The organism is Halomonas sp. Cn5-12, assembly GCF_021532545.1.
In the GTDB taxonomy this organism is placed as follows: Bacteria; Pseudomonadota; Gammaproteobacteria; order Pseudomonadales; family Halomonadaceae; genus Vreelandella; species Vreelandella aquamarina.
On record NZ_JAKGAY010000039.1, the window covers coordinates 23,067 to 29,066 of the forward strand.

Genomic DNA, 6,000 nt, shown 5'->3' on the forward strand with positions numbered 1-6,000 from the left:
TGAGGCCATCCATGGACATTCGCAATAAAGCCAACCGCATTCGACTGTTGAACTTCTCAACACCGCAAATGCGCGCGTTTCACCTCTCCTGGTTCGCATTTCATATCTGCTTTTTCGGCTGGTTCGGCATTGCGCCGCTAATGGCGGTGGTTCGCGAGGATCTATCACTCACCCAAACCCAAATCGGCAATACCATTATTGCCTCGGTGGCGATCACCGTGGTGGTGCGCCTGTTGATTGGCGTGCTGTGTGATCGTATTGGGCCACGTAAAACCTACACAGGCCTACTGATGCTCGGGTCCATTCCGGTTATGGGCATTGGTCTGGCTAACAGTTTTGAAACGTTTTTGCTGGCCCGCCTAGCGATTGGCGCTATCGGCGCTTCGTTTGTGATTACCCAGTACCACACCACCATGATGTTTGCGCCCAATGTGGTTGGCACAGCTAATGCCACGAGCGCAGGTTGGGGCAACCTAGGCGGCGGCACCACACAAATTGTTATGCCGTTGATTTTTGCGGGCATGCTGATGCTAGGCGTTAATGAGGCGCTCGGCTGGCGTCTGGCCATGGTCGTGCCTGGCGTAGTGCTATTTTTTACCGGTATCGCTTACTGGCTGTTCACTCAAGATGCCCCAGACGGCAACTTCAGCGAGCTGCGCGCCCGCGGTGAACTACCGCCAGCCACCGGAGAGCATGGCGCAGCCCAGAGCTTTTTAGCGGCGGCAAAGGATATCCGCGTTTGGGCGCTGTTTGTGGTGTACGGACTCTGTTTTGGGGTCGAGCTGACCATCAACAATATCGCGGCAATCTACTTCTTCGATAAATTCGATCTTACCCTGGCAACCGCCGGCTTAATCGCAGGCCTGTTCGGCTTAATGAACATTTTTGCTCGTACCCTTGGCGGCGTTTTTTCCGACCTATTCGCTAAACAGGGTGGGCTAAAAGGACGCGTCCGCTGGCTCTTTATCGCCCTACTATGCGAAGGCATCGCTCTCGTCACCTTCTCGCAAATGCATGTACTCAGCTTGGCGATTGGCATCATGCTGGTATTTAGCCTGTTCGTGCAGATGGCGGAAGGCGCCACCTTTGGTGTGGTGCCCTTTATCAATAAAAAAGCCTTGGGCGCAGTGGCCGGTATTGTCGGTGCAGGCGGTAACGTGGGCGCTGTATCGGCAGCGTTTCTATTCCGTAGCGAAAGCCTCAGCTACCAGCAAGGCCTCTTTTACCTCGGCTTAACCGTATTGGTACTTGCCTCCTGCGTACTGGTCGTTCGCTTTAGTGATGCCACCGAAGCAGAAGAAGCCAGCGCCTATCGTGATGCGGTAGGCAAAGACACAGGAGCAGGCGCACTGTCATTGCGTTAATATTAATTAACACCGCCCCTGCATGCGCATCGCTGTGGGGGCTTTTTACCTTTAGGCGGCGAGTAATAAGGAAATCAACATGTCTTCTGCCCAACAGCTACTCTTAACCGCCCTGCGCTGCGACATTGATAACCTTAACCACCTAGCAACCACAGCAGATATCGTCAGCGATGTCAGCCAGTTTATTCATGTGCTTCAACGCGAGCGAGGAGCCTCGACGATTTACTTAGCCTCAAAAGGCAAGCGTTTTAAAACTCGACGAGCCACTTACCTGCAGCATAGTCAAGCGGCGGAAGCCTCGATGCGTCAGCGTCTCGAAGCGCTTAGCCAGGAGTCACGGCCACAGGCGACAGCGCGCTTATTACGCCGCATTGCTGCCGTCTGGCTGTCACTGGATGAACTAGATGTATTACGGCATGCAATTGAGACCTTCAACATATCGCCAGATGCAGCAACTCAAGCGTTTAACCATCTCATTAGCAATCTCTTAGCGATTGTTTTTGAAGCGGCCGACACAGCGGTCGACCCAGACATTACCCGTGCCCTGGTCGCTATTTTTCATCTTATGCAGGGTAAAGAGCTGGCGGGGCAAGAGCGCGCCTGCGGCGCCTTTGGTTTTACTCTCGGTCATTTCGACAATGCCCACCGTACGCTGCTGAACCAGTTGGTTGACGCCCAACAGCGCTGCTTTGACACCTTTGTAGAATTTGCCACCCCAGAGGCTCTGGGGACTTGGCAACAATCCCTCTCTCCTAGAACACTGGCGGACATTTGTCAGTTGCGAGATATTGCTTGCCAGCGCTCTCACCACCAAACGGCATCAGGCAATACGTTAGGTGAAACCTGGTACGAGCTCACCACCCTACGTATTGATACGATTAAAACGGTTGAAGACACCCTGAATACCCAATTAACGGCCCTTTGCCATCATAAAATTGTCCAGGCCCAAGCAGAGCTAGAACAAACGAAGGCGAAGCCTGACAGACCGCTGCCTGCGCCCTGTGAACAGTTACTAGCCCTTCACTCTACTCAGCCGCTTGGCGACCTAACCGCCAACGCCCTCAACTCTCCGCTTAGCCGCTCACTACTGGAGCTCACTCATGCTCAATCCAGCCGCTTACAGGGGCTAAGCGACGAGCTGGAGAATACCCGCAAGGCTCTCCGTGAACGCAAGCTAATCGAGCGGGCAAAAGGATTAATCATGGCGCACCAGTCCATGAGTGAAGAGGAGGCCTACCGCTTTCTGCGAAAAACCTCAATGGACCAAAGCAAAAGCATGGCGGATATGGCACAGTCGATTCTTGACCTCTCTGCCATGCTGCAACGTAAAGAGTAAAAACAGCAGCGCTGAGCCCGATTTGCAACCTGATTAGGTTTTAGCCATGCTGAAAGCTCACCCAGTTTAATGAGCAAGGAGAGTAAGCGATGCATGACCGCGTACTGTTAATTACCGGCGCTTCCAGCGGCATTGGTGCGGCCACCGCTCGTGCAGCGGCTCGTGAAGGCTACCAGTTGGTACTTGCCGCTCGTTCAGCCGATAAGCTGACATCGCTTGCTCAAGAGCTTGGTCCAGAGAACGTACTCACCTGCGAAGTTGATGTCACCGACTTAAGCCAGCAGCAAGCTATGGTGGAACAGGCGATTGAAACCTTCGGCCACATTGATGCAGTATTCGCCAATGCAGGTCGCGGTGGCTCACCGGGTGGGTTTAGCAGCGCCGATCATGTTGCTTGGCGGGAGATGATTCTCACCAATATCTACGGAGTTGGCCTTACGCTGCAAGCCTGCTTGCCAGAGCTAAAACGCCGCCAGGGTCATATTCTTTTAACCGGCTCTGCCGCAGGCCGCACCACCATCCCAGGCTCCATGTATAGCGCCACTAAGTGGGCAGTAACGGGTATTGGTTATAATCTGCGCGAGGAGTTACGCGGCACCGGCATGCGGGTGACGCTGATTGAGCCTGGCATGGTCGATACTCCCTTCTTTGATGAACCACCCAAGTACGCGCTAGCAGACCGCGATATCGCCAATGCGGTGATCTATGCTCTGTCGCAACCACCCCATGTTGACGTTAATGAAATCCTAGTGCGACCCACACCGCCCCGAGAGTAACTCTGCTCGCTTGACACCTTGTTTTTGCTCGTTGCTGCCCGCATACACATAGTATTATGAAGCGTGCTAACAACTTGGCCCGCCGACCATGCATGTTTATCAGGTGACTTATGAGCCAACTTGCCTCAACCGCACTCTCTGTTCTTGACCTAGCGCCCATCCGCCAAGGCGGCAACGCTGCTGAAACGTTTCGTGATAGCGTCTCTTTAGCCCAGCATACGGAGTCTTTGGGCTATCAGCGCTACTGGTTAGCCGAACACCACAACATTGCAGGGATTGCCAGTGCGGCCACCGCCGTACTAATTGGCCATGTGGCGGGGCAAACATCTACCATTCGCGTGGGTAGCGGGGGTATTATGCTGCCTAACCACCCACCGTTAGTGATTGCCGAGCAGTTTGGCACTCTGGAAACCCTCTACCCAGGGCGAATTGACCTTGGCCTGGGCCGCGCGCCTGGCTCAGATGGTGCCACCATGCGGGCTATGCGCCGCCACGCCCATGCAGGAGTTGATGATTTTCCAGAGCTACTTGAAGAGCTGCGCCGTTATTTAGACGATGCGGACCCTCGCCAAACCGTTAAAGCCGTTCCAGGCCAAGGCACCCATGTCCCCATCTGGCTACTGGGCTCCAGCGGTTACAGCGCACAGCTCGCGGCAAAGCTCGGCCTACCCTTCGCCTTTGCTGCGCAGTTTGCGCCGGGCTATCTCTTTGAAGCATTGCGCCTATACCGGGATAATTTCCGGCCATCTAAGCATTTAGAGGCACCTTATGCGATGGTGGGCCTGCCTGTCATGGCGGCGGAAAGCGACGAGATGGCGCACTACTTGGCCACCACCGCTCAGCAAAAATTCTTAAACTTAATTCGTGGTAAACCGACCCAGTCACTGCCCCCCGTCGACACGTTAGACTGGTCCCCCATGGAGCGCGCTCAAGTAGAGCAGTTTTTGGGGGCGGCTATTATTGGCGGCCCGGAAACAGTAAAAGCGCAATTAGAAGAGTTTCAAGCACGTACCGGCGCTAACGAACTTATGATTAATAGCGACTTTTATAGCCACGCTGATCGGCTGCGCAGCTATGAGATTGTTGCCCAAGCCATACGTTAAGCCGCTCTACTCACCCTTTCGCAACGAGAAAAGCACCTGCCGCTACCATCAGCGAGCCTGCGGTACGGTTGGTGCCTTTCTGAGCGCGCGCCGATTGAAAAAAGCGCCGCGCAGAGGAAGCAAACGATGCTACCAGCATTAAGCCCATCATCAACCCAACCAGCGTTAAGCCCACCACCAGAAACATATCGCTCCGGTTTAGCACGGTGAGATCGATAAAGGTGGGTAAAAACGCAATATAGAACAGAATGACCTTCGGATTAGAGGCCGAAATCAGAAAGCCTTGTAGAAAGCTCTTAAAGATATCCCGCCGCCAAGCGCCGCTACTAAGCGGAATAGTGTCTAGTGCGTGAGGCGTCACGTCCGCGGTCCACATCTTCCAGCCCAGGTAAAAAAGGTATGCGGCCCCCGCATAGCGAAGCAGCGTAAAAGCTTCTCCCCAGTTTTCGGCCAGCGCTGCTAGGCCATAGAACGCCAGCAATAAATAGATCACATCGCTCACCGCCATACCCAGCGCCAGCGGGATACACGGACGCGTACCCGCCGACATCCCCTTGGCTAGTAACGCAAAAATTCCTGGGCCAGGCGTCACGGCAAACACAAAGATAGCTAAAAAGTAGGTCAGTGCGCTCTCTATGGTCATTGCCAAGCCCTCTCGTTGTAATTTATGGCCCACTCGGTGGGGAACGATGCAACTGTGCTGAGCCGCATCAGAATATGCTAACGTAGCTTATGCCTTAATGAACGAGAAAAGACCCATGCAAACCCTTCAATTTTCACCAATGAGTGCGGATGAGTTCGCCCTATTTTGGCCCACGTTCCAGGCCATTGTAGCTGCCGAAGAAACCTACGCGATAAATCCTAACATCACTTATGACGACGCTTTTTCACTGTGGTGCAAAACACCACTGCTCAGTATTGCAGTGAAAGACGAACAGGGGCAGTTGCTAGGTAGTTACTACTTAAAAGCGAATGCCGCTGGCCCTGGTAGCCACGTGTGTAACTGCGGCTATATGGTAACGCCGCACGCGCGAGGTAAAGGGGTTGCGCGAGCCATGTGCGAACACTCACAGCAAGCTGCGCGCCAACATGGTTTTATAGCCATGCAGTTCAACGCCGTAGTGGCCAGCAACCAAGTCGCCGTGGCCTTATGGCAACGTCTGGGGTTTAGCATTGTTGGCACGGTGCCCAACGCTTATTGCCACTCATCGCTTGGTTATGGAGTTATTGTCAAATTCTGTGTATGGCCGGTCAGGCGGCAGTCCTGTCTGACTGATCGGTCAAGGGTTCGCCATCCTTGAACTGGACGTTGTTCACGACCAGCTCCAGCTTGTTGAACCCCTTGATCCGCTTCCAGCGCTTCTGGGCGCTCTGAAGCAGCTTGAAGACCATCGCCAGGGTCGTCGCTCTGGAGCCGCAGT

6 protein-coding genes and 1 pseudogene are annotated in these 6,000 nt (G+C 54.1%); 5 read left to right on the forward strand and 2 right to left on the reverse strand.

Features of this window, described 5'->3' with window-relative positions; translation table 11 throughout:
* Positions 1-11 precede the first annotated feature (11 nt).
* From L1249_RS15595 to L1249_RS15610, 4 genes are all read left to right on the forward strand, one after another.
* A complete protein-coding gene (locus tag L1249_RS15595; protein WP_044628983.1) occupies positions 12-1,364 on the forward strand; it encodes a NarK family nitrate/nitrite MFS transporter in 1,353 nt (450 codons plus the stop codon).
* 79 nt (positions 1,365-1,443) lie between these two features.
* Positions 1,444-2,700 (forward strand): nitrate regulatory protein, encoded by a 1,257-nt coding sequence (locus L1249_RS15600; RefSeq protein ID WP_062361438.1) that lies wholly within the window; start codon positions 1,444-1,446, stop codon positions 2,698-2,700.
* Positions 2,701-2,789: 89 nt separating this feature from the next.
* A complete protein-coding gene (locus L1249_RS15605) occupies positions 2,790-3,476 on the forward strand; it encodes an SDR family oxidoreductase (RefSeq protein WP_054641365.1) in 687 nt (228 codons plus the stop codon).
* Between the two features lie 110 nt (positions 3,477-3,586).
* Entirely contained in the window at positions 3,587-4,579 is a 993-nt protein-coding gene (locus L1249_RS15610) for an LLM class flavin-dependent oxidoreductase (protein WP_137094243.1), read from the forward strand.
* A 10-nt stretch (positions 4,580-4,589) separates the two neighbouring features.
* Here L1249_RS15610 and L1249_RS15615 read toward each other — a convergent pair whose 3' ends face one another.
* Complete coding sequence (locus tag L1249_RS15615) at positions 4,590-5,222, reverse strand: LysE family translocator (protein WP_137094290.1); 633 nt, start codon at positions 5,220-5,222, stop codon at positions 4,590-4,592.
* 115 nt (positions 5,223-5,337) lie between these two features.
* On the opposite strand from L1249_RS15615, the gene L1249_RS15620 reads away from it, so the two are divergent.
* Positions 5,338-5,880: a GNAT family N-acetyltransferase gene (locus L1249_RS15620; protein WP_228168902.1), complete on the forward strand. Its 543-nt coding sequence runs from the start codon at positions 5,338-5,340 to the stop codon at positions 5,878-5,880.
* Here L1249_RS15620 and L1249_RS15625 read toward each other — a convergent pair.
* Positions 5,831-6,000 (reverse strand): annotated as a pseudogene (locus L1249_RS15625) (IS256 family transposase); the annotation flags it as partial. The gene L1249_RS15620 and the pseudogene L1249_RS15625 sit on opposite strands and share 50 nt — an antisense overlap.

What these genes read in the sequence shown, in the direction of transcription:
- L1249_RS15610 (WP_137094243.1), top strand. Translation starts at nt 3,587, where the DNA reads ATGAGCCAACTTGCCTCAACCGCACTCTCTGTTCTTGACCTAGCGCCC.
- L1249_RS15595 (WP_044628983.1), top strand. Translation starts at nt 12, where the DNA reads ATGGACATTCGCAATAAAGCCAACCGCATTCGACTGTTGAACTTCTCA.
- L1249_RS15615 (WP_137094290.1), bottom strand. Translation starts at nt 5,222, where the DNA reads ATGACCATAGAGAGCGCACTGACCTACTTTTTAGCTATCTTTGTGTTT.
- L1249_RS15620 (WP_228168902.1), top strand. Translation starts at nt 5,338, where the DNA reads ATGCAAACCCTTCAATTTTCACCAATGAGTGCGGATGAGTTCGCCCTA.
- L1249_RS15600 (WP_062361438.1), top strand. Translation starts at nt 1,444, where the DNA reads ATGTCTTCTGCCCAACAGCTACTCTTAACCGCCCTGCGCTGCGACATT.
- L1249_RS15605 (WP_054641365.1), top strand. Translation starts at nt 2,790, where the DNA reads ATGCATGACCGCGTACTGTTAATTACCGGCGCTTCCAGCGGCATTGGT.